This is a genomic window from Flavobacterium plurextorum (assembly GCF_024638035.1).
Classification (GTDB): Bacteria; Bacteroidota; Bacteroidia; order Flavobacteriales; family Flavobacteriaceae; genus Flavobacterium; species Flavobacterium plurextorum.
This window is the reverse complement of the sequence record NZ_CP100442.1, coordinates 711,565-733,722: the sequence shown is the minus strand read 5'-3', so window position 1 is coordinate 733,722 and position 22,158 is coordinate 711,565. Positions and strand designations below refer to the sequence as shown.

Below are 22,158 nucleotides of genomic sequence, written 5' to 3'. Positions count from 1 at the left end.
ATCTTTTATCTATTTCCCTCAAAATTCCTTACTTTCGCACCTCGTTTAAGAAAAGGATAAAATGAGCACAAAATTTACTGAATACAAAGGACTTGACTTACCAACTGTAGCGTCTGAAGTTCTTGATTTTTGGAAGAAAGAAAATATATTTGAAAAGAGTGTAACTACTCGCGAAGGTGCAGAACCTTACGTATTTTTTGAAGGTCCGCCTTCAGCAAATGGATTACCGGGAATTCACCACGTAATGGCACGTGCGATTAAAGATATTTTTTGCAGATATAAAACTCAAAAAGGTTTTCAGGTAAAAAGAAAAGCCGGATGGGATACTCACGGTTTACCTGTAGAATTAGGTACTGAGAAAGAATTAGGAATTACAAAAGAAGATATTGGCAAGACAATTTCTATCGAAGAATATAACGAAGCGTGTAAAAAAACCGTTATGCGTTATACTGACGTATGGAATGATTTGACCGAAAAAATGGGATATTGGGTAGATATGGAAGATCCATATGTAACTTATAAACCAAAATATATGGAATCTGTTTGGTGGCTTTTAAAACAAATCTACGATAAAGGTTTGTTGTACAAAGGTTACACGATTCAGCCATACTCTCCAAAAGCAGGAACAGGATTATCTTCTCACGAAGTAAATCAGCCTGGAGCTTATAGAGATGTTACAGATACTACGATTGTAGCACAATTCAAAACTTTGCCAGAAACATTGCCAAGCTTTTTACAAGGTTTTGGAGATATTCACATCTTAGCATGGACGACAACGCCTTGGACACTTCCATCAAATACAGCTTTGACAGTTGGACCAAAAATCGATTATGTTTTAGTAAAAACATTCAATCAATACACTTTTGAGCCAATCAATGTTGTTTTGGCTAAAAACTTAGTTGGGAAACAATTCGGAAAAGGATTTTTCTTAAGTGAAGATGACGCTGATTTTGATAATGTTAAAAGCGGCGATAAAAAACTTCCATATAAAATCTTAACAGAAGCAAAAGGAGCTGATTTAGTAGAAATCCGTTACGAACAATTATTGCCTTACGTATTGCCATACCAAAATGCAGAAAATGCATTTAGAGTAATCGCAGGAGATTTCGTTACTACCGAAGACGGAACAGGAGTTGTACACACGGCTCCAACTTTTGGTGCTGATGATGCTAAAGTAGCAAAAGAAGCAAAACCGGAAGTACCGCCAATGTTAGTATTGGACGAAAATGGAACGGCTGTTCCTTTAGTAGATTTACAAGGAAAATTCACTTCGCATGTAGGTGAACTTGCTGGTAAATACGTGAAAAACGAATATTATGATGCAGGACAAGCGCCAGAGCGTTCTGTCGATGTTGAAATTGCTATTCGATTAAAAGAAGAAAATAAAGCCTTTAAGGTTGAAAAATACGTGCATAGTTATCCACACAGCTGGAGAACTGATGAGCCGTTATTATATTATCCTCTAGACTCTTGGTTTATTAAAGTAACCGATGTAAAAGATAGAATGTTCGACCTGAACGAAACTATCAATTGGAAACCTAAGTCTACTGGTGAAGGACGTTTTGGAAATTGGCTTAAAAATGCTAACGACTGGAACTTATCTCGTTCTAGATATTGGGGAATTCCGTTGCCAATTTGGAGAACTGAAGACAAAAAAGAAGAAGTTCTTATTGGTTCTGTAGAAGAATTGTACAATGCGATCGAGAAATCTATCGAAGCAGGTTTTCAAAAAGAAAACCCATTCAAAGGTTTTGAAATTGGAAATATGTCTGAATCTAATTATGATTTAATTGACTTGCATAAAAATGTGGTTGATCAAATTACGTTGGTTTCGGCTTCAGGACAGCCAATGAAACGTGAAAGCGATTTAATTGATGTTTGGTTTGATTCTGGAGCAATGCCTTATGCACAATGGCATTATCCTTTTGAAAACAAAGATAAAATTGACGATAATAAAGATTTTCCAGCGAATTTTATTGCAGAAGGAGTTGATCAAACTCGTGGATGGTTTTATACTTTACACGCTATTGGAACTTTGGTTTTTGATAAAGTTGCCTATAAAAATGTAGTTTCGAATGGTTTGGTTTTGGATAAAAACGGACAAAAAATGTCGAAACGTTTAGGCAATGCAACAGATCCTTTTGAAACAATTGCAGAATATGGTCCAGATGCTACGCGTTGGTACATGATTTCAAATGCAAATCCTTGGGATAACCTGAAATTTGATATCGAAGGAATTGCTGAGGTTCGCCGTAAATTCTTCGGAACTTTATATAACACGTATTCATTCTTCTCATTATATGCTAATATCGATGGATTTAAATACGCTGAAGCGGAAATTCCGTTAAACGAAAGACCAGAAATCGATCAGTGGATTATATCTGAGCTGAATACTTTAGTGAAGTTTGTTGATGAATGTTACGAAGATTATGAGCCAACAAAAGCTACAAGAGCTATTTCTGAATTCGTTCAGGAGAATTTGAGTAACTGGTACGTTCGTTTATGTCGTCGTCGTTTCTGGAAAGGTGAATATGCTCATGATAAAATCGCAGCTTACCAAACGCTTTATACTTGTTTATTGACGATAAGCAAATTAAGCGCTCCGGTCGCTCCTTTTTTCATGGATAAATTGTACCGAGATTTGACAAGCTCAACGCAAACTGAGGAATTTGCCAGTGTTCACTTGGCTGAATTCCCGAAATTTGTCGAAAACTTTGTTAATAAAACGTTAGAAAGCAAAATGCAGAAGGCGCAAACCATATCATCATTGGTTTTATCACTTCGTAAAAAGGAAATGATTAAAGTGCGTCAACCGCTGCAAAAGGTAATGATACCAGTACTTGACGAGAATCAGAGAGCTGAAATTGAAGCTATATCTGAGCTTGTAAAAGCTGAAGTAAACGTGAAAGAAATCGTACTTTTAGATGATGATTCAGGTATTTTAGTGAAACAAATTAAGCCTAATTTTAAGGCATTAGGACCACGTTTCGGAAAGGATATGGGTCTGATTTCCAAAGAAATACAATCTTTTTCAGCAGAGCAAATTAATCAGTTAGATAAGCAGGGAACACTGGATGTTGTTATTTCTGGAAATAATGTAACTTTATCACTAGAAGACGTCGAAATAACATCGCAAGATATCGAAGGTTGGCTGGTTGCAAATTCAAATGGAATTACAGTTGCGCTTGACATTACAATATCTGAAGAATTGAAAAATGAAGGAATCGCGAGAGAATTAGTAAACAGAATTCAGAATATCCGTAAAGATTCAGGATTTGAAGTTACTGATAAGATCAAAGTTCAAATTAAACGAAATGGACTTTTAGAAGAAGCTATTTTGAAAAATGAAGACTATATTAAGTCTGAGACATTAACAGACGACTTGGTTTTTGTAGACGCTTTAGAAAACGGCACAGAAATTGAGTTTGATGATATTAAAACAGTGATATTAATTTCAAAATAAGATAAATACCATGATAGATGAAATTACAAGATACTCTGACGCTGATTTGGCGGAGTTCAAAGAAATAATACAAAGCAAAATAAAAAAAGCACAAGAAGATCTTGATTTGATCAAAAGTGCCTATATGAATGATTTGAATAACGGAACAGACGATACTTCTCCAACTTTTAAAGCTTTTGAAGAAGGAAGTGAAACAATGTCTAAAGAAGCAAACTCTCAGTTGGCTATCAGACAAGAAAAGTTCATTCGCGATTTAAAAAACGCGTTATTCCGTGTTGAAAACAAAACATATGGTATTTGCAAAGTAACAGGTAAATTAATCAGCAAAGAAAGGCTTAAAATCGTTCCTCATGCAACAATGAGTATCGAAGCTAAAAATTTGCAGAGATAATAAATATATCTATCCAAAGAAATAACGCTCCTTTTAGGGGCGTTTTTTTTGTTTAATGTTTTTAAGAAAGAGTAATGCGGCGATTAAGTCTTGTTTGAAAGAATTTATTTTCAAACTAATAGCTCACCGCTGCTTTTTGGACTTATTTTTTGTAAGAATTGTAGTTGAAGTGATAAAGGAAGAGTATTTAAATTAGAACTGCCCAGTTTAGGAACAGTTCTAATTTTAAGAATAATGAAAATTAAGCAAGATTTTTTTCTAAGTCTGCTTTGTGTTTTCTTAAAACCGCTCTTGTCATTCCAAGATTTGCTTTTTGTGCATCAGCAGCCAAATAAATCATGAATTTTTTGTTAGGAGAAATGTCAATAACGTGAATTTGATTTGAAAGTGTGATCAAGATATCCTCAATGTCTTGATTTAAGTTTAAAGCTTTTACAGCATTTAGTTTAGCTTTTACAACTTCTAGGTTGTAAGCTGCAGCTAATTCTGGATCAAAAGCCGGATCAACAGTTAAATTACCAAAGCTTAATCCTGATTCAATTTCAGTAACAGATACTGCAATAAAGCCATTTACATTAGTTTTCATTTCATTTAAAAACACGTTTAAAAAATCGTTGCTCATAGTTTTTGGGTTTGTGGTTAATAGATTTATGTTATTTCAATAGGGAATTTTTACTAAGTTCTGATGAAAGTTCGTCAGTTGAACGCATTAATAAGGCAAGATTGCTTCCTTCTTTTGAAAACACAATGACGAAATTTGTGCCGCTGATTTTGTTTCCAATAACTACACCTTCAGAGGTTTTTAGGTAAAGTTGCTTGAGTAGTCCTTTTTCTAGATCAAGAAGAAACTTTTCGCTCATCGATAAAATTGCTGCACTCATAGCGGCAACGCTGTCTCCGTAATCTAAATTCAGGGAGGTGATGAGTTTTCCTTTTCCGTTTAAAATTAAAGCCGCAGTTGCTTTGGTGCTGGTTAAAAAGTCATTTAATGCAGAAGTGATTTCGTTCATATTTTTGTAGGATTAGGGATGTTGTTAAAAATAGGTGGTATTTCACATTGGTTCGGCAATTTTTTTAATGTAATAACTAAACAATTGTTAATTTTATTAACAAATATAAATTAAAATATGTATCATTGTAATATCAAATCGTTAATATTTTATTTTTTTTACTTATAAAACTTACAGTATGGCTAAAGTATTGAAATTCAAAGATGTAAATTCTGACGTCGAGAGCAGAATGAAGGAATTTGAGAAGTTAAGAACAAAATTTAAATCTGATTTGAGCAAAGCTGCGGCAAAAAAAAGTACCGCAGGAGCAGAAGGAAAAGGGTTGCTTAAATCTATTTCTAATTTTTTTGCTGATAGTCCTGCAACAGCAAAAAAGTAGATTTTCGGACTGCGTTTAATGAAAACTGATGAGGTTTAGATTTACTGCAAAGAATTAACGTTCCTTTAGGGACGTTTTTTTTGATTTAATTACTATTTTTGCCCATCAAAATTTCTTAAAATGTCATTACGAAAAGCGTATTTCCTTATATTTTTAGTTTTAATTGTCGATCAGCTTTCAAAAATCTATGTAAAAACAAACTTTGTTTTAGGCGAAGAAGTTGTGATTTTTGATTGGTTTAGAATTCATTTTATAGAAAATGAAGGAATGGCATGGGGAACAAAAATACCAGGAGAATACGGAAAGCTAATTCTAACAATTTTTAGAATTTTTGCTGTATTCGGAATAGGATGGTGGCTTTCAGATGCTATAAAAAAACGTCATTCTACTTATTTGATTGTTTCTATCGCATTAATATTTGCTGGAGCAGCTGGTAATATTATTGATTCTGTTTTTTATGGAGTAATTTTTGACGACAGCACGCATAGTTTGGCAACAATTTTTTCGCCTGAACCATACGGAACATGGTTTCATGGTTTAGTGGTTGATATGTTTTACTTTCCAATTTGGGAAGGTAATCTTCCTTCTTGGATACCTGTTTTTGGTGGAAAGCATTTTATGTTTTTTAATGCCATTTTTAATGTTGCCGATATGGCTATTTCTACAGGAGTCGGAATATTATTAGTCTTTAATAAAAGAGCATTCCCGAAACACGCATAATTATTTCAAAATATTAAAATTCCAAATTCCAATATTTGAGGCATTCAATGCAGGTAAATATTGGAATTTGGAATTTTTCATTATTGGGATTTAATAATATTGTGCTATTTTTACCATACAAAAGCTTAAACTTATGCAAAGTCCGTCTTTCTCTATTTATGATGCCTCTGCAGGATCAGGGAAAACGTATACTTTAGTTAAAGAATACCTTAAAATTATTCTTTCGTCCCCAAAAAATGATGCTTATCGAAATATTCTCGCAATAACATTTACCAACAAAGCGGTTCATGAAATGAAAAGCCGTATTGTAGGGAGTTTATCTGAATTTGCGAAAGAAGAGCCTTCTGCAAAAGCAGTTGATTTAATGGAAGACTTGTCTCGAGAAACGGGGCTTTCGATTATTCAAATCAAAATAAAATCTCAAAGTATCATAAAGCACTTAATTCATAATTATGCCGCTTTTGATATTTCTACCATAGATAAATTTACTCATAAAGTGATTAGAGCTTTTGCTCATGATCTAAATCTGCCAATGACTTTTGAGGTTACGCTCGATACAGAAAATTTATTGGTTGAGGCAGTCGATGCGATTATTGCTCAAGCTGGTCAAGATGAAACGCTGACTAAATTACTGATCGACTTCACGATGGAGAAGACAGATGATGATAAAAGCTGGGATGTTTCTCGTGAAATTCTAGAAACAGGACGTTTAGTTTTGAATGAGAATAATCGAAATGAGATTTTGCACTTTAATGACAAAACCATAGAAGAGTTTGTTGTTATAAAAAAGAAGATGCTTGCATTATGCAAAGATCTGGAGTCGGAGAATGAGCAATTTGCTATAGAGGCACTTTCTTTACTGGATGGAAAAGGTATTGATTTGAAGTCTTTTTCAAGAGGAACATTTCCGAATCATCTTGAAAGTATTCGCGATGGAAAGTTTAATCCAAGAAATAAAACTTTTCATGAATTTGATGATATTGCAATTAATAAAACAGCAAAAGATAAAGCGTTAATAGAAAACTTAATTCCAGAATTGCTGAGTATTTTAAAGAAGATTTATAAGAACTTTGAAAAAAGAGATTTTTATAAAGCATTCTTGAAAAATATTACGCCCTTATCATTGCTTAATACAGTTAGCAATGAATTGGCGAAAATTCAGGCAGAGCAAAATATTTTGTCCATTTCTGAATTTAATGCTATTATTCATCGAGAAATTCAGAATCAGCCGGCACCTTTTATATATGAACGCTTAGGAGAGCGTTATCGTCATTTTTTTATTGATGAGTTTCAGGATACTTCAGAAATGCAATGGCAAAATTTAATTCCATTAATTGATAACGCACTTTCTGGTCAAGATGATTTAGGGAATAAAGGAACTTTGATGATTGTTGGCGACCCAAAACAGTCAATTTATCGATGGAGAGGCGGGAAGGCGGAACAGTTTATTGAATTAAGCAAAGATTCAAATCCTTTTAATAATCCAGATAAAGAAATTAAACATCTAAATACAAACTATAGAAGTTATAGTGAAGTTATTGAGTTTAATAATGCTTTTTTTAAACTCATCTCCAGTGAGTTTTCAAACTTAGATTATAAAGATCTGTATGAAAATCATAGTTTTCAGAATACAAATTCAAAAAAAGGCGGATATGTAAATATTTCTTTTCTGCCAATAATTGAAAAGAATGAAGCAGAGGAAGAAGATGTTGTTGAAAAATCTGATTTGTATGTTTTGGAAACATTAAATACAATTCGAAAAGTTGTACAAGAAGGATTTGAGTATAAAGATATTGTTATTTTAACTCGAAAAAGAGGACAGGGAGTAGCAATTGCGAACTACCTAACAGAACAGCGAATTCCGCTTTTGTCGTCAGAAACCTTGATGATTCAGAATGCAACAGAAGTGCGGTTGATTATTCATTTGCTGAAATATTTGAATAACAGCAGGGATTTAGAATCAAAAGCGCATTTTCTTCATTTCTTAGGGAATACTTTAAGTGTTGAAATACCAATACATGATTTTATTGCTCATGGAATGGCTTATAAAAGTGAATCTGATTTTGAGAAATGGCTTTTGACTTTTGATGTTTCTCTTTCTTTTGAAAATATTCGCAAAAAATCACTTTATGAAGCTGTCGAGATAATTATCTCAAAATTTATTCTTCCGTCTGAGGGAAATGCTTATGTGCAGTTTTTTCTTGATATCGTTCTAGAAAGAGATATTAGAAATCAGGCTGGAATTGCTGATTTTTTAAATTACTGGGAAAAGAATTCTGAGAAATTCAGTATTCCCTCTCCAGAAGGAAATAATGCAGTTCGTATTATGACAATTCATAAATCTAAAGGTTTAGAGTTTCCAGTTGTAATTATGCCTTTTGCAGAAGAAGATTACAATCGAAAACCAAAAGATAAATTATGGCTTGATACTGAAGCAGAAGATTTGGGAGTTCCAAGGGCTTTGGTTGATAATAGCAGTGCAGTTGAAGGTTTTGGAGAAAGTGCTTCGGCTGTTTTTAATGAAAAGAAGCAAGAAGAGTTATTGGATAATATAAATGTCTTGTATGTTGCGTTAACACGTGCAGAAGAGCAGTTGTATGTTATTTCGCAATCTTTAAAAGAGAGAAAAGACGGAGAATGGCCTAATAATATGGCTTCCTATTTTATAAAATACCTAATTCATGAAGGAGTTTATGAATCTGAGAAGTTAGAATATGAATTTGGAAACAAAGCAAAACTTTCAATATCGTCAAAAGCAACTGATTTAGTTAAAACAATTCCGGTTGTAAAAGAGGTTTTGAATCCTAAAAATATTAAGATTGCTCAGAGAGAGGCGCTCATGTGGGGAACTCATCAGCAGGAAGCAATATCGTATGGGAATATTGTGCACGAAATTTTAGCATTTGTAAAAGATAAATCAGATATTGATTTAGCAGTTACTAAGGCAATTGAAAATGGATTAGTGACAATTGAGCAGCGAGAGGCGGTTTTGAAAACGCTTTTAGAAATCGTTAATCATCCGGAGTTGAGTATTTGTTTTGATGGTGAAAATCATATTTTAAACGAGCAGACGATTGTTCAGAAAGAAGGGAAAATATTGAAGTCAGATAGAATCGTGTTGACAAAAGATAAAAAGGCATTTTTACTGGATTATAAAACTGGAGCAGTTAATTCAAAGTATAAGCTTCAAATTCAGGAGTATCAGGACGCAGTAGAAGATTTGGGATATAAAGTGTTAAAAAAGGCATTGGTGTATATAGGAACCGAAATCGATGTAGTAAATTTGTGAAAATATTAATCAGATGTTAAAGAATTATACGGTCAAAAATGGCTTATAGTGTTAATTTTTAACGTTTTAAATAAATAGAAATGTACGGTAAAATTAAAGAACACCTGCAAAAAGAATTGCAGGTTATTGAAGAAAACGGAATTTTTAAGAAAGAACGTATTATAACTTCTGCGCAAGATGCAGAAATAACTATTTCTACAGGAGAGAAAGTTTTGAACTTCTGCGCGAATAATTATTTAGGGCTTTCTTCGCATCCAGAGGTGGTTCAAGCAGCGAAAGATGCTATGGATACTCATGGTTTCGGAATGTCATCAGTTCGTTTTATTTGCGGAACACAAGATATTCATAAAACATTAGAAAAAAAGATTGCTGATTTTTATGGTACAGAAGATACTATATTATATGCAGCAGCTTTTGATGCTAATGGTGGTGTTTTCGAACCTTTATTAGGAGAGAATGATGCGATTATTTCTGATAGTTTGAATCATGCTTCTATTATTGATGGAGTTCGTTTGTGTAAAGCAGCGCGCTACCGCTATGAGAATAATAATATGAATGACTTGGAGCAGCAGTTGATTAAAGCAAACGAGGCAGGTGCTCGTTTTAAATTGATTGTTACAGATGGAGTCTTTTCTATGGACGGTTTAGTGGCGCCTTTAGATAAAATCTGTGATCTAGCAGATAAATATGACGCAATGGTTATGGTAGATGAATGCCATGCTGCTGGTTTTATTGGAGCAACAGGAAAAGGAACTCTTGAAGCAAAAGGAGTAATGGGACGTGTAGATATTATTACAGGGACTCTTGGAAAAGCCCTTGGTGGTGCAATGGGAGGATATACTACGGCTAAAAAAGAAATTATTGAATTGCTTCGTCAGCGTTCAAGACCTTATTTATTTTCAAATTCGCTTGCGCCTGCAATTGTAGGAGCGTCTATTAAGGTTTTTGAACTGTTAGAAAAAGATACTTCTTTGAGAGATAAATTAGAGTGGAATACAAATTACTTTAAAGAAGGAATGAAAAAAGCAGGATTTGATATAATTGATGGTGATTCGGCAATTGTCCCTGTAATGCTGTATGATGCGAAATTATCGCAGACTATGGCAGATGAGCTTTTGAAAGAAGGTATATATGTAATAGGTTTCTTTTTTCCTGTGGTGCCAAAAGAAAAAGCAAGAATCAGAGTGCAGCTTTCTGCGGCTCATACAAAAGAACATTTAGACAAGGCTGTAAGTGCCTTTGTATCAGTTGGAAAAATGTTAAAAGTTATATAATTACCACTTTCGGGAAATTTTTGTAGGTTTTTTTTAACATTTGATTTTGTATTTAAAAAATTTGGTGTTACTTTTGCTTGTAATTAACTAAATTGTAATTAAAAAAATTAAGTATGAAACATCTTAACAAACTTTTAGTTGCTGTGATGATGGCGATGGGTTTAAGTTCTCACGCACAAGACAGTAACAATCCATGGGCGATCTCATTTGGAGTTAATGCAGTTGATACAAGAACTAGTTCTGGTGCAGGACACGGTTTCTTTGATCAGCACTTTTCTCAGCCATTCGCTGTAAAAGACAACTGGAATATTCTTCCTTCATTATCTTACATTGGTGTAAATAGATATGTAGGTAAAGGTTTTTCTGTTGGTTTACAAGGATCTGTAAACAAAATTGATAAATTTGTAACATTCAGTCCATTTGCTGCAGGGCATGACGGAAGAGGAAATGTTGTAACTAATCCTGGTGATTTAATGTACTACGGAATTGATGCTACTATCAAATACAGCTTCCAAGAATTAATCAAATCTAAGGTGATTGATCCTTCGTTATCTGTAGGTGGTGGTTATACTTTCTTCGGAGATAGCAGCTACGGAACAGTTAACCCAGGTGCTGGTGTTACTTTTTGGTTCACAGATGCTATTGGTCTTGAGCTTGCTACAAGATACAAATGGTCAGTTAGTGGTGATAGAGTAGATGCAACTGGTACTCCAGATGCTCCATCTCATTTCCAACATACTGCAGGTCTAGTTTTCAAATTCGGAGGTAAAGATACTGACGGAGACGGAATCTATGATAAAGATGATGCTTGTCCAGATGTTGCTGGTTTAAAACAATTCAACGGATGTCCTGATACTGACGGAGATGGAATCGTTGATGCTTCTGACGCTTGTCCAGATGTATTTGGTTTAGCTGCATTAAACGGATGTCCTGATACTGACGGAGACGGAATTGCTGATAAAGATGATGCTTGTCCAGATGTTGCTGGTTTAGCTGCTTTAAAAGGTTGTCCTGATACTGACGGAGACGGAATTGCTGATAAAGATGACAAATGTCCTACAGTTGCTGGTCCAAAAGAAAACGGTGGTTGTCCTTTCTTAGACGCTGACAAAGATGGTGTTGCTGATAAAGATGACGATTGTCCTACAGTATACGGTCCTGCTTCAAACAGAGGATGTCCTGAAGTTACAACTGAAGCTTTAGAAGATCTTAAAGTTCAAGCAAGAGCAGTTTACTTCAACTCAGGTAAAGCTACTTTCAAAACAGGAGACAAAGAAACTCCAGCTAGATTAGATGCAATTAAAGAAATCCTTAAAAACTATCCAAACGCGAAATTCTCTATTGAAGGACACACAGATAGCACAGGTTCTGCTAAATTGAATCAAAAACTTTCTGAAGAAAGAGCAAAAGCTGTATTAGATGCTTTAGTTCAAAGAGGTGTTAATCCAGAAAACTTAGAGTCTAAAGGATTTGGAGCTTCTCAACCAGTTGCAAGTAACAAAACTGCTGCAGGTAAAGCACAAAACAGAAGAACAGAAATTAGACACATTGGTTCTAAATACCAAGGTAAAATCTAATTTACTTTCTAAATAAATATGAAAAGCCATTCTTAATTGAATGGCTTTTTTTATTTTTATCAAATGATAAATATTTCTTTTCTAGAAAAAATAGCAACGGTAGTGATTCAAGATTATTCTGATAAACTTGCGGAAACTACTATTGTTTTACCCAATAAGAGAGCCAAGGTTTTTTTAATCGAAGCACTTAAAAAAGAAACTCAAAAAACAATTCTTTCTCCCAATATTATTAGTATTGAAGATTTTGTTCAAGACGTTGCTTCAATTCGTTCCATAGATGCAATTGAGCTTTTGTTTGAGTTTTATGAAGTTTATTTATCGATTACAGAAAAGCAAAATCAACAATCTTTTGAGCTTTTTGCAAATTGGGCAAAAACGCTTTTGCAGGATTTTAATGAGATTGACCGCTATTTATTAGATCCGACATATGTTTTGTCATACTTAAAAGACATCGAGGATATTAAGAAGTGGGGAATTGAAGTTGAAAACAAAACAAAACTATTAGAAAATTATATTGATTTCTGGAAACTTCTTCCATTGTATTATGAATCGCTGTATGGTCATTTGTTAAATAAAGCGGTTGGTTATCAAGGCTTAATTTATCGAGAGGCGGTAAATAATCTGAATCATTTTTCTAATACAATTTCGAATCATAATTTTATTTTTGCGGGATTCAATGCTTTGAATGCGGCAGAAGAAAAGATTGTACAGCATCTTTTAGCTCTAGATCAAGCGAGAATTTACTGGGATGTTGATCAGACATTTCTAAATGATCCTTTTCATGATGCTGGACTTTTTGTTCGTCGTTTTAAACAGAATTGGAAGCATTATAAATCGCATCCTTTTGAATGGATTGTAGATGATTTTTCTCAAACTAAAAATATTCAGGTTATTGGTACTCCAAAAACAATTGGACAGGCTAAATTAGCGGGTAGTATAATTGAGGATTTAATTACTGCTGATCCCACAGCTAGTCTTGATAAAGTTGCAGTTGTGCTGGGTGAAGAAAACCTTTTAATTCCAATTTTATATGCGCTTCCTTCGTCGGTTGGAGCATTGAATATTACGATGGGATATTCTGGAAAGAATAATCCGTCGCAGATATTGGTGGCAAAATTTTTCAAAATGCATACTAACGCGCTTTCTCGTGCAGGCGGCAGTTATGTTTTTTATTATAAAGATGTTCTCGATATTTTAACCCATCCCTTAGTCGAGCCATATGCCGATAGTAATCATTTAGTCAAAATTATTAAAGAGAATAATTATACTTTTATTACTTTAAACAAGATCTTAGAGCTTAATCCGAATCCGAGCAAGTTGTTTTCTTTGTTGTTTCAAAAATGGGAGAATGGGTCTATTGCTGTTTTGGAAAATATTTCAGCAATTTTACTGCTGATTAAAGAAAATTTCAGCAGTGACAATGAAGAGGAAAAGATTGCTAAAACTTTTGTCTACGCTGTTTTTAAAGTGATTAATAAACTGATTAATTATTATTCGCAGCATAAGCACATCGATAATATTGATACGCTTCATGCAATTTACAAACAGATTATTGATGTAGCTGAAGTTTCTTTTGAGGGAGAACCTTTACGTGGTTTACAGCTTATGGGAGTTCTTGAAAGTCGTGTTTTAGATTTTGAGACTGTTATTGTGACCTCAATGAATGAAGGAAAATTTCCTGCAGGAAAATCACAAAATTCTTTTATTCCTTACGATGTTAAAAAAGAACTTGGATTGCCAACTTTTAAAGAGAAAGATGCGATTTATACCTATCATTTTTATCATTTATTGCAAAGAGCAAAAAATATTTATCTGATTTACAATACAGAGAATGATGGTTTAGATGCTGGGGAAAGAAGCCGTTTTATTACTCAATTAGAAGTTGAAAAACAGTCCAAACACAATTTGACTTTTGACATATATAATCCTGTTTTGCCAGATACGGCTTATCAGCCAATGGTGATTCCAAAATCAGAAGCGGTATTAGAACGTTTAAAAGAAATTGCAGCTGCAGGTTTTTCACCTTCGGCTTTGACAAGTTATATTAGAAATCCAATTGATTTTTATTTTCAAAAGATACTTCGTATAAGAGAAGTAGAAGAGGTGGAAGAGAATATTGCTTTAAATACGCTGGGAACTATTATTCACCAAACTCTAAAAGCGTTGTATGATCCTTTTGTTGATAAGTTTATTTCTGAGACCGATATTAAAAATTGTTTCGATTTGCTTGATGATGAAGTTTTGAAGCAGTTTAAATTAGTTTATAAAGAAGGTGAAATTAAAAAAGGTCGTAATCTTTTGGCTTTTGAAGTAGCTAAACGAAATGTTTCTAATTTTTTAAAAATGGAGCTGGATTCTATAAAAAATGGAGATGCTGTTAAGATTATTGCTTTAGAAAAAACATTCGAGCGTGAATTAAATCATCCAAATCTGCCGTTTCCGGTTTTGATTAAAGGAAATGTGGATCGTATTGAGCTTCGAAACGGAAGAATAAGAATTATTGATTATAAGACAGGAAAAGTTGAAAAGGCTAATGTCGTGCTTAAATCATGGAATGGTTTGGCACAAGAGCTTAAAAACGATAAAATAATTCAGGTTTTGGCTTATGCTTTCATGTTTGAGAATGAAGCTGGCGATATTCCAATGGAAGTTGGAATTATATCATTTAAAAATCTAAAATCAGGTTTTCTGCCATTTGGTTTCAAAGAAGACAAAGAGCTCAATTTGGCAGTAACTAAAGAAATCTTAAAAAACTACTTAGAAGAAATAGTTTTGCTTTTAAATGAAATTCTAGATGTAACTATTCCTTTTGAGGAAAAAATAAACTAAACAATTAGAAAACTGTCTAACATATTTGAGTTTTTTAAAACCACTTTGGTAATTAATTTTGCCATTTGTGCCGTTGCGGTTTTGCTGGCTGGATTTGATTCCTTTTTTGTTGTATTTCTTAGTTTTGGCTTTTTAGTAAGTATTGGTTTTAAAGAGATATATAGGAAAAATGACTATTTATTTTATTTGAATAATGGGATTTCAAAATTAGAATTACTGTTTTTTAGTTATTTGTTGACTTTTTGTTTTTCAGTTTTTATTGCTTTTATTGTGTTGCTAACAAATAAGTTGTTTTGAAGAAGCATGTTTTGGAAATAGAGGGAATCCAAAAGAGATTTGATGAAAAAGTCATACTCTCCGATGTTTATTTAAAATGTGAAACGACACAAATTATTGGGTTATTAGGAAGAAATGGCGCGGGAAAATCAACTTTGTTAAAGATTATTTTCGGTGTAATTCCTTCTCCCGATAAATGTATTCGGATTGACTCTGTTTCGAAAAATAATAAAAATATATTGTTGAATGAAGTGAGTTATTTGTCACAAGAGCAGTTTATTCCGAATTATTTATCTGTAAAAAAAGCTATTTCATTGTCTATAGATAGAAAGAGTAGAATTGTTTTTTGTCAAGATAAATTTGTTCAATCTCTTTTAAATAAAGCAATACATCATTTGTCAAGCGGCGAATTACGTTATTTGGAAATCAAGATTTTGCTTTTTAATTCTTCAAAATTTATTTTACTAGATGAGCCATACAATGGATTGTCTCCAATTATGATAGATTTGGTGAATGAAATGATAAGAACAAATGCAGATAAAAAAGGCTTTATCATTACAGATCATGATTATGAAAATGTCATTAAAATTTCAACTCAGTTGATTTTGTTGAAAGATGGAAAGACGCATCATATAAAAGAAAGAAAAGAACTAGTTGAAAAAGGTTATCTCCTGAGTTTAGACGCGCTTAAAGCGGAGTAAAATAAAAGCAGCTTTTTTGGATTAGGCTGCTTAGATTTAATTTTTTTTAGTTTTTTAATCGAAAAAATTAAGCAGAATTGTTTTTAATTCTTCTTTGTTTTCGATGTGACTCATATGTCCGTCTTCAAACGAAACTAATTCAACTGTTGTGTCATGAATTTGAGAAAGACTTTCTTCGTAGTTTAAAACGGGATCTTTTTTGCCTAAAACTAATAAAACAGGAAAACGATTTTCGTGTAAAAGTGCTTCTCTGTCCTTTCGTATTTTCATTCCTTCCAAAGAAGCTATGATTCCTTGTAAAGGTGTTTTTAAGGCCTGTTCTCTTGCGTTTTCAATTTCCTTTACTAATCGAGTGCGATTGTTTTCACTGAATAAATTAGCTATGGCCAAACTTACAAAGTTGACGTAGTTTTGTTTTACCGCTTTTATAGCGCGAGTTCTGTTTATTTTTTTCTCGGCGCTGTCTTCTTTAGAAGTTGAATTTAATAAAACCAGTTTTTTAATGTTGTTCGGAAATAATTCGGCGTAAGCCAAACCAACGTAACCGCCCATAGAATGTCCGAGAATAGTTGCTTTTTCAATTTTTAAATGCTGTAAAACTTCATGAACAGCATTCGCATTATCTTCCATTTCATGAACATATCCTAGAGAATCGGATTCGCCGTGACCTAATAAATCGATTGTTATTACGCGATATTTTTCTGAGAAAAGAGCAGCATAATCTTTCCACATTTTTTTGTTTTCTAGAAAACCGTGAAGTAAAACAATTGTATTTCCTTTTCCAGTATCGGAGTAAGATATTTTGGTGTTTTTATATAAAGTGTGATTCAAAATGTAAATTTTATAGGGCAAAAATAAGTTATTTTATAAGCCATATGAAATATAAGATGAATTTTAAGTTCGAAGTATTTTGAGTTTCTCTTAAAGAAGCATAAGCTCTTTTCATTTGTGTTTTTACAGTATTTATTGAGATGTTCTGGTCTTCGGCAATTTCTGCGTAACTAAGTCCTTCGACAACATGTGATATGAGAATTTCTCTTCTCGACTGTGGAATCTTTTCGATTAACGTTTGAATTTTAGGTTTTTTGTTTTCTTCTGTGTTGTCAAATGTAGGTTCTTCTTCAGATTTTGGAAGGACAATTTTCGCGTTTTTTAGACTGATAGTTTTGTTTTTTTCTAAATGTTGCAGACTTAAGTTTTTGACTGCTTTTGTACCATATGCCTTAAATGAAATGGTAAAGTTCAGTGTTTCTTCTTTTTCCCATAAGTACATAAAAAAATCTTGTACCAGATCTTTTGCTGCATCTTTATCCTTAACTATGTTAAAAGAGATTAAGGAAAAAAAAGCAAAATGTTCTTTGTACAAGGCTTCAAATACTTTTAAATCCTTAAAATTAGACATCTGAGAATTGCATTTATTCGTTCTGTAATGGATTACACGGTGTCAAATGTAAAATAAAAAGTTATTTATTTTCAACAAAGTGTAAAAAAAATCAAAATTTTTTGATTAGTTGTCACCCTAAAAAACTTTTTTTCTAACCTATATGAATAACCACTTATACAAAACAATGAACCGAAACTCACAATTGCTTGATATCCTTAGGGAAATAGTGTCGAAGAGGAACTTTGATACGTCTAAAATTGAATTACTGCCTCTTGAAGATCAAGAATTGATAAAAAATCTTCAGAGTAATGGTTTGCTTGAAGAGGCGCTGTTGTATTTAGAATCTATCGATGTTGATAAAAATTGGGAAGAATTACAAGAGAAACTAAATCTGGAGAAAAAATCAGTTGTAATCAATTGGAGGAATATTTTTCAATATGCAGCAATGTTTTTCTGTGTATTAGGTTTGGTTTATGTTTTTCAGTACAAAACTGGTAAACAAAATAATAAAGTAGTTTCTTCTGATGCTATTCAATTGGTTTTAGAAAATGGAGATATTCAGATTTTAAATCCGAATGGAGAACAACAGATCATCAAGAAAAACGGAGAAGTAGTGGCTTCTCAAAAAGAAAATGCAATAAATTATAAATCAGCCAAACCAATTAACAAATTGGTTTACAACGAAATTAAAATTCCGTTCGGTAAAACTTTTAAAATAACATTATCAGATGGAACATTGGTGAATATGAACGCTGGTTCTTCTCTAAAATATCCAGTTCAATTTATTAAAGGACATAATAGAGAAGTTGCTTTAGACGGAGAAGCTTTTTTTGATGTTGCAAAAGATAAAGCGCATCCATTTATTGTTAAAACAAGAGGTGTAAATGTGAAAGTTTTAGGAACAAAGTTTAATGTGAGTTCTTATAAAGAAGATACGGATATCAATACAGTATTAGTCGAAGGTTCTGTGAGTTTGTCTGATGCTGTTAATGCTAATACAAAAACAACGCTGGTTCCAGGTGAAAAAGGATCTTGGAATAGCGAAAATACTGAGATAGCAATAGAGAAAGTGGATACTCGTTTTTATACCGAATGGATAAATGGAGAAATTGTTTTTAGAAAAACTGCTTTTAAAGATATTATAATAAAATTAGAAAGGACTTACAACGTCACGATTGACAATAACAGGAAAGATATTTTAGATAAAAAATTCAATGCCAGTTTCAATAAGAATATTGAAAGTATAGAAAAGGTATTAGAAACAATGAGCAAAATTCAAGGCTTTACTTATAAAATAGAAGGGAAGCATATAAAAATAAACTAACTATTTACTAACCAACCAAAAAACAAATTATGAAGAGGATGTAATTTTTTGAGAAGCACAAAAAGTAAAATCGGAAAATAGTACCAGTATTTCCCGATTTAAGTGTTTCAAACGACGTATCGAAATTAAATCATTTAAAATCAATCCAAAATTATGAAAAAAATAATTAAGAGGAATTGGCTTAGTCCTTATTTGCCTAAAATTAGTCTAAGAATGAAACTAACCACATTATTACTGATACTTTCTTTGATGAGAATTCAAGCAAGTGTCTATTCACAAAATACAAAGCTTACATTTAACATAAAGAATGCGCCAGTCGAAAAGCTGTTTAACAAAGTAGAATCTGTTTCGGAATACAGATTTCTTTTTGAAAGCAGTATAATTGACCAGAACAGAAAGGTGACCGTTAATGTAAAGAAAAAGGGGATATCCGAAATTCTAGAAGAGGTTTTTAAAGGAACCGATATTTCTTATACAATAAATGATCGTCAGATTATTTTGGTAAAGAAAAAACAACAAGTGCCTCTTCAGGAAAAAAACACAGTTCAGAAGGTTGTAATCGAACAAGGTATTGAAATTTCTGGAGTTGTAACCGACTCGAGGAATATGCCGATACCAGGAGCGAATGTTACTGAAAAAGGAACTAAAAATGGAGTACAAACCGACTTAGACGGAAAATTTATAATTCGTATAAATGGAACAAATAGTGTTTTAGTTTTTTCTTTTATAGGATTTGAGAATAAAGAAGTAACAGTTGGTCAAAATAAGTCTTTGAGTGTAATTTTAAACGAGCAAAATACAGCTTTAAATGAAGTTGTAATTGTTGGTTATGGCACAGTAAAGAAAAAAGATCTAACGGGAGCTGTAGCAACCGTGAAATCGACGGATATTGCTTTAAGTCCAGTTTTAAGTCCAATGGAAGCGCTTCAGGGGAGAGTTTCGGGTCTGGATATTCAACGTGGATCTGGAAAAGCAGGAACATCTCCAAAAGTATTATTAAGAGGAAATAGATCTTTAACAGCGAGTCAGGATCCGTTGTATATTGTTGATGGACTTCCTTCAAGCATCGACAATTTGAATCCGAATGACATCGAAAGTATTGATGTTTTAAAAGATGCTTCTTCTACTGCAATTTATGGTTCTTCGGGTGCGAATGGAGTTATTATTGTTACCACTAAAAAAGCAAAAGCAGGAAAAACACAAATTGACTTTAACAGCTATTTTGGACTAAATGGATTTTCTTCTTTTCCTGCTCCTCTTACAGGAGAGAAATGGTTAAACTATAAAAAAGATCGATTTTATTTAGACAATGGCTACCAAGCAACAAACTTAACAGATTTAGGTTTAAATGCATCTGCAGTTGCTGCAATTGAAAAAGGACAATATATAAATTGGATCGATAAAACGTTACAAGTAGGCACGCAGCAAAATCATAATCTTTTTATGAGAGGCGGATCTGAAAAAGTACAGGGATATTTTTCTTTAGGCTATATAGGCGAAGAAGGAATCTATCAAAATGACAAAGTAAACAGTTTTAGTTCCAGAGGAGGAGTTGATATTAAATTTAGCAGTAAATTTAAAACAGGTTTCCAATTGATTTTAAACTATCGTAAAAACAGTACAACCAATAGTAGAATTAATAAAGCATACAGTGTTTATCCATTAGGAGTTCCGTTTGATGAAAATGGTGTTGTGAATCTTTATCCAATCGAAGGAGATCAAAACAACATTAGTATTTTGGCAAATAATTATCCAGGGGCTTTTGCAAATGAATCGTTAAGTTATAATGTACAATTCAATCCTTATCTGGAGTTTGAATTTGCTAAAAATTTTAAGTTAAGATCTAATCTAGGAACTCGATTTTCAGGAAGCAGAGCAGGGACTTTTCAAAACAAAAATTCATACAATCTGTTAACGGAAGGTAGAACTGCAAGCGAAGCCACATATAATAACGAGCTGGCTTATAGTTACATCTGGGAAAATATTTTAAGCTATAATTTTAAAGCTGGTAAAGATCATGATTTTGGTTTAACAGGGATTACTTCTTGGGCAGACAGCAGAACAGAAGGAGCTTATTTAGGCGGTAATGGTATTGATTACGATGACTTCCAGTTTTATAACATGGGAGCGGTAAAAAATCTAACTACTAGAATGAATGCTTACAGTCAGTTTAACAGAATGTCATTTGCGGGTCGTTTTAATTACAGCTTTAAAGGAAGATACTTATTTCAATTAACCAATCGCTGGGACGGAGTTTCTCCTTTGTCAGAAGGTAATAAATGGGCATCTTTTCCATCTGCGTCATTGGCTTGGCGTATTAGTGATGAAAGTTTTATGCAAGGAACAAGTTCATGGCTGAACAATTTAAAATTGAGAATAGGTTATGGTGTTTCAGGATCGGCAAATATTGATCCTTATTCTAGTTTGACACGTACTTCAACTAAAACAAGCAATCTTTCTCTTGGCGGTGCTGCAGCTTTACCAATGTATGTTCCTACCGAGCATATTTCAAATTCAGATTTAACTTGGGAACGTTCTACAAATACTAATTTAGGTTTAGATGTTTCTGTGTTGAGAAACAGAATTGACCTTGTAGCCGAATATTATTGGACAGATACAGATGGTATTTTATGGGATCGTCGTCTGCCTACAAGTTCAGGAGGTTACGATGCTAAAACACCTTATAAAAAGACTTCGAATATTGCAACTTCTCAAAATAGAGGTTTTGAACTTTCTATAAATACTAAAAATATTGATACCGAGAATTTTAAATGGAATACTTCATTCACCTATACACACGCAACAGAAAAGCTGACTAATATTGATTTAGGGAACTTAACTGTAAATGAATTAATTTCTGAAGGTCTTTTCATTGGGCAGACTCCTGCCGCAGGTGGTGTGTTTTATGATTATAAAAAAATAGGAATCTGGCAGTTGGGACAAGAAACCGAAGCAGCTTTATATGGCGCAAAACCAGGAGACATTAAACTGCAGACAGTGCCGCAATTTGATGCCAATGGAGTTTCTGATAATGGAGTGCACGTGTATTCTACAAAAGACAGAATGATTGTAGGAAACAATGTTCCAGATTATTTCTTTGGTTTCCAAAACACATTCAAGTACAAGAATTTTGATCTTACAATATTTGTAAACGGAAGACAAGGTGGTATGATGCGTGCTCAGGTTTTAGGTTATTGGAACAAAGAAGCGCAGCCGGAGACTTATAGTTACTGGACACAAGATAATCCAACAAATGATTTTCCTAGACCGGGTGGTAGTTTTAATACACAATTTCAATCGTCATTAGAGCTTGTAGATGCATCTTATATAAAAATCAAGAATATTACACTTGGTTATTCTATGCCGGAAGATTTTCTTAAAAAAACGGGTCTAAGTAATATGAGACTTTATATAACATCTTATAATCCTTTTGTTTTTAGCCGCAGTCATTTGTTGAAAAATGTAGACCCAGAAAGTGGAGGGTCAGATTCATTCCCATTATTTAAACAAGTTGTTTTCGGTCTTAATTTATCATTGTAGT

15 protein-coding genes are annotated in these 22,158 nt (G+C 33.2%); 11 read left to right on the top strand and 4 right to left on the bottom strand.

From position 1 onward, the window contains the following. Positions 1 to 61: 61 nt before the first annotated feature. Both ileS and NLG42_RS03460 read left to right on the top strand, forming a co-directional pair. Positions 62 to 3,463, top strand: coding sequence for an isoleucine--tRNA ligase (gene ileS / locus NLG42_RS03465; protein ID WP_257683017.1), 3,402 nt, complete (start codon positions 62 to 64; stop codon positions 3,461 to 3,463). A 10-nt stretch (positions 3,464 to 3,473) separates the two neighbouring features. After that, the gene (locus NLG42_RS03460; RefSeq protein WP_089053287.1) at positions 3,474 to 3,854 is read left to right on the top strand and encodes a TraR/DksA family transcriptional regulator; all 381 of its coding nucleotides are present in this window, start codon (positions 3,474 to 3,476) and stop codon (positions 3,852 to 3,854) included. 241 nt (positions 3,855 to 4,095) lie between these two features. Here the strand turns inward: NLG42_RS03460 and NLG42_RS03455 are convergent, their stop codons facing one another. Both NLG42_RS03455 and NLG42_RS03450 read right to left on the bottom strand, forming a co-directional pair. Continuing rightward, the gene (locus NLG42_RS03455; protein WP_089057102.1) at positions 4,096 to 4,476 is read right to left on the bottom strand and encodes a hypothetical protein; all 381 of its coding nucleotides are present in this window, start codon (positions 4,474 to 4,476) and stop codon (positions 4,096 to 4,098) included. A 31-nt stretch (positions 4,477 to 4,507) separates the two neighbouring features. Next, positions 4,508 to 4,864, bottom strand: a complete 357-nt coding sequence (locus tag NLG42_RS03450) for a roadblock/LC7 domain-containing protein (RefSeq protein ID WP_089057101.1) — start codon at positions 4,862 to 4,864, stop codon at positions 4,508 to 4,510. Positions 4,865 to 5,042: 178 nt separating this feature from the next. Between NLG42_RS03450 and NLG42_RS03445 the strand changes: the two genes are divergently transcribed. The 7 genes from NLG42_RS03445 to NLG42_RS03415 all read left to right on the top strand — a co-directional run bounded on the left by NLG42_RS03445 (position 5,043) and on the right by NLG42_RS03415 (position 15,909). Then, complete coding sequence (locus NLG42_RS03445) at positions 5,043 to 5,243, top strand: hypothetical protein (RefSeq protein ID WP_089057100.1); 201 nt, start codon at positions 5,043 to 5,045, stop codon at positions 5,241 to 5,243. A 120-nt stretch (positions 5,244 to 5,363) separates the two neighbouring features. Next, the gene (locus NLG42_RS03440) at positions 5,364 to 5,963 is read left to right on the top strand and encodes a lipoprotein signal peptidase (RefSeq protein ID WP_089057099.1); all 600 of its coding nucleotides are present in this window, start codon (positions 5,364 to 5,366) and stop codon (positions 5,961 to 5,963) included. 133 nt (positions 5,964 to 6,096) lie between these two features. Beyond that, on the top strand, positions 6,097 to 9,252 hold the full coding sequence (locus tag NLG42_RS03435) for a UvrD-helicase domain-containing protein (protein ID WP_257683016.1): 3,156 nt from the start codon (positions 6,097 to 6,099) through the stop codon (positions 9,250 to 9,252). Between the two features lie 80 nt (positions 9,253 to 9,332). Then, positions 9,333 to 10,526 (top strand): glycine C-acetyltransferase, encoded by a 1,194-nt coding sequence (gene kbl / locus NLG42_RS03430; RefSeq protein ID WP_099717999.1) that lies wholly within the window; start codon positions 9,333 to 9,335, stop codon positions 10,524 to 10,526. Between the two features lie 113 nt (positions 10,527 to 10,639). Further along, complete coding sequence (locus NLG42_RS03425; protein WP_257683015.1) at positions 10,640 to 12,103, top strand: OmpA family protein; 1,464 nt, start codon at positions 10,640 to 10,642, stop codon at positions 12,101 to 12,103. A 63-nt stretch (positions 12,104 to 12,166) separates the two neighbouring features. Continuing rightward, on the top strand, positions 12,167 to 14,932 hold the full coding sequence (locus NLG42_RS03420; RefSeq protein ID WP_257683014.1) for a PD-(D/E)XK nuclease family protein: 2,766 nt from the start codon (positions 12,167 to 12,169) through the stop codon (positions 14,930 to 14,932). A 293-nt stretch (positions 14,933 to 15,225) separates the two neighbouring features. After that, positions 15,226 to 15,909: an ATP-binding cassette domain-containing protein gene (locus NLG42_RS03415; RefSeq protein ID WP_257683013.1), complete on the top strand. Its 684-nt coding sequence runs from the start codon at positions 15,226 to 15,228 to the stop codon at positions 15,907 to 15,909. A 54-nt stretch (positions 15,910 to 15,963) separates the two neighbouring features. Here NLG42_RS03415 and NLG42_RS03410 read toward each other — a convergent pair whose 3' ends face one another. Then, a complete protein-coding gene (locus tag NLG42_RS03410) occupies positions 15,964 to 16,740 on the bottom strand; it encodes an alpha/beta fold hydrolase (RefSeq protein ID WP_257683012.1) in 777 nt (258 codons plus the stop codon). A 28-nt stretch (positions 16,741 to 16,768) separates the two neighbouring features. Further along, the gene (locus tag NLG42_RS03405) at positions 16,769 to 17,311 is read right to left on the bottom strand and encodes an RNA polymerase sigma factor (protein ID WP_257683011.1); all 543 of its coding nucleotides are present in this window, start codon (positions 17,309 to 17,311) and stop codon (positions 16,769 to 16,771) included. 142 nt (positions 17,312 to 17,453) lie between these two features. Here NLG42_RS03405 and NLG42_RS03400 point away from each other — a divergent pair, with 142 nt between their 5' ends. Beyond that, positions 17,454 to 18,617 (top strand): FecR family protein, encoded by a 1,164-nt coding sequence (locus NLG42_RS03400; protein WP_257683010.1) that lies wholly within the window; start codon positions 17,454 to 17,456, stop codon positions 18,615 to 18,617. Between the two features lie 213 nt (positions 18,618 to 18,830). Next, on the top strand, positions 18,831 to 22,157 hold the full coding sequence (locus tag NLG42_RS03395; RefSeq protein ID WP_257683009.1) for a TonB-dependent receptor: 3,327 nt from the start codon (positions 18,831 to 18,833) through the stop codon (positions 22,155 to 22,157). The last annotated feature ends 1 nt before the right edge of the window (position 22,158 follow it).